Source organism: Rhizobium alarense (assembly GCF_021555155.1).
GTDB classification, from domain to species: Bacteria; Pseudomonadota; Alphaproteobacteria; order Rhizobiales; family Rhizobiaceae; genus Rhizobium_D; species Rhizobium_D alarense.
In genome coordinates this window covers 1-2,114 of sequence record NZ_JAKGBU010000170.1, presented here as the reverse complement: position 1 = coordinate 2,114, position 2,114 = coordinate 1, and the positions used below count along the sequence as shown (strand labels likewise).

The following is a 2,114-nucleotide window of genomic DNA, read 5'->3' as shown; positions in this document are numbered from 1 at the left end:
CGGAAACGGGCGAGGACACCGGCTTCCGGCGTTGCGGCCTCCTCTATCTCAGCGACGACGGGGAGGAGCTCGCGGGATGGGCGCGCTGGCGGGATTTTGCGCAAGGCGTCGGCGTCACAACGCACATGCTCGACAGTGCTGCGGCCAGCGAACGCGGCCAAGCGACCGGCCGCACCTGGAAAGGCGGCGTATTCTCGCCAAGCGACGGGACGGCCGACCCGGCAAATGCGGCGCCTGCCGTCGCCCGCGCCGTTCTCAAGCTTGGCGGAACGGTGCTGCAAAACTGCGCAGCACGCGGCATCGAGACCGAGGGCGGACGCCTGTCCGCAGTCGTCACCGAGCACGGAACCGTCCGCACGGGCACGGCAATCCTTTCCGGCGGCGCCTGGGCCTCCTCCTTCTGCCGGCAATACGGCATCCGCTTTCCGCAAGCCTCGATCCGCTCTTCCATCCTGTCCGTCGCCCCAGGCGGGGGAGACCTGCCCGACGCGCTGCACACGGCCCGCGTCTCCGTCACCCGCCGCGGCGGCGGCGGGCACACGCTTGCCATCAGCGGACGCGGGCGCGTCGACGCCACGCCGCAGGCGATACGCTTTGCCCGTCAATTCCTGCCGATGTTTCTGCGCCGCTGGCGCAGCCTCGCACCCGGCGGACTCGAAGGCTTCCGCAGCGGCCACGAAAGCCTTGCGCGCTGGCGGCTCGACCGCCCGACCCCGATGGAGCACATGCGGATCCTCGATCCTGTCGTCGACCGCGACACGATCCAGTTGACCTATGACCGCGCCGGTGACCTGCTGCCGGCCCTCAAGGGCCGGCGCATCACGGCAAGCTGGGCCGGCTATATCGACTCGACACCCGACGGCGTGCCGGCCATCGGCGAAACGGCGGCTGTCCCGGGCCTCATCCTCGCCGCCGGCTTCAGCGGCCACGGCTTCGGCATCGGCCCGGGCGCCGGCCATCTGGTTGCCGACATCGTCACAGGCTCCACCCCGCTGGTCGATCCTCGCCCCTATCACCCTGATCGCTTCTCCCGATCCGTCTGGGGCAAGGTCGCGGACTTTTGAAGGGCACGGCGACGACGCTCAGGCCCGCGGCCTTGTTCGGGAATACGAGACCCGAATCGCTGCCTTCCAACCTCTCATCGGCAAACACGCGCTGACACAGGCATTGCCAAAGGGGATACATACCGCAGACTGGCAAAGCAGCAGCCTGATCTTCGTCCGCCAGCCCGCGGCGTAGGCCGGAAACGCACTCCAGGGAAACCACGGTGGAGATGACGCGCGCGGGCGTGGAGCCGCCGGCGGCCGAGGCTACAAATATGCGATCGAAAATACCAGGCCGACGGCAACGGACGAGCTGTTTGCAGAGCGTCTTGCCCGGCCCGCAGTCCTTCGGCGCATCCTTCGATTGCAGGCGTGCATGATGCCGCCGACCATCTCACGCCGCGTCAGCTGCTGCGCGCCGGAAGGTGACCGTGAAACGCTCCTGCCGACTGGGTTCGCTCAGCAGATCGCTGGAGGAAAAGAGACGCGACACGGGGTTTCCCTTTTTCGTCCCGGCGCTATCCTGCGCGGCAACAACGAGCGAGAGACCTTTACATGACGGAACCGCAGCACGGTTCTTTCCGTGAGCGAATGATCATCCTTGGCGATCTCGGCGCCCCATCCTTCATACCCTGGATCCGGCGTCACGCAGCAAAGCTCGGCCTGGAGCAGACCATTGTCCGTGTCGACCGCGACCGGATCGATCTCGAGGTCACCGGAGCGGTAGAACTCATCGACATGATGGAGATGGGCTGCTCGCTGGGGCCGATCGACATATGGGTGGAAACGATCCGTCGAACGCCGATCAAGGGCTGAAAGGCGACAATCCGTAACCCCTCCCTGCCGTGCGCCGGGGATCACCGGAATTGCAGGGTCACTGGCCCGCAGCCCGAATTGCTCGGGACTGGATTGGGCGCCCGTCGTCCGACCTTTCGCGAGGACGTAGAAACGCCAAAAGCCCCTTGGAGGGGTTTTTGTGGATCGCAGGGATGGTTGGTTGCGGGGGCAGGATTTGAACCTGCGGCCTTCAGGTTATGAGCCTGACGAGCTACCGGGCTGCTCCACCCCGCG

At 66.5% G+C, this 2,114-nt stretch carries 2 protein-coding genes and 1 tRNA gene; 2 read left to right on the top strand and 1 reads right to left on the bottom strand.

What is annotated here, in order from left to right:
* A partial coding sequence (locus LXM94_RS25780) for an NAD(P)/FAD-dependent oxidoreductase (protein WP_235774732.1) occupies positions 1-1,064 on the top strand: 1,064 nt, incomplete at its 5' end.
* A gap of 534 nt (positions 1,065-1,598) precedes the next feature.
* Entirely contained in the window at positions 1,599-1,859 is a 261-nt protein-coding gene (locus LXM94_RS25775; protein ID WP_235774730.1) for an acylphosphatase, read from the top strand.
* A 178-nt stretch (positions 1,860-2,037) separates the two neighbouring features.
* Here LXM94_RS25775 and LXM94_RS25770 read toward each other — a convergent pair.
* Positions 2,038-2,114 (bottom strand) — tRNA-Met (locus LXM94_RS25770).

Coding starts and splice junctions, on each gene's coding strand:
- LXM94_RS25775 (WP_235774730.1), top strand. CDS start 1,599: ATGACGGAACCGCAGCACGGTTCTTTCCGTGAGCGAATGATCATCCTT.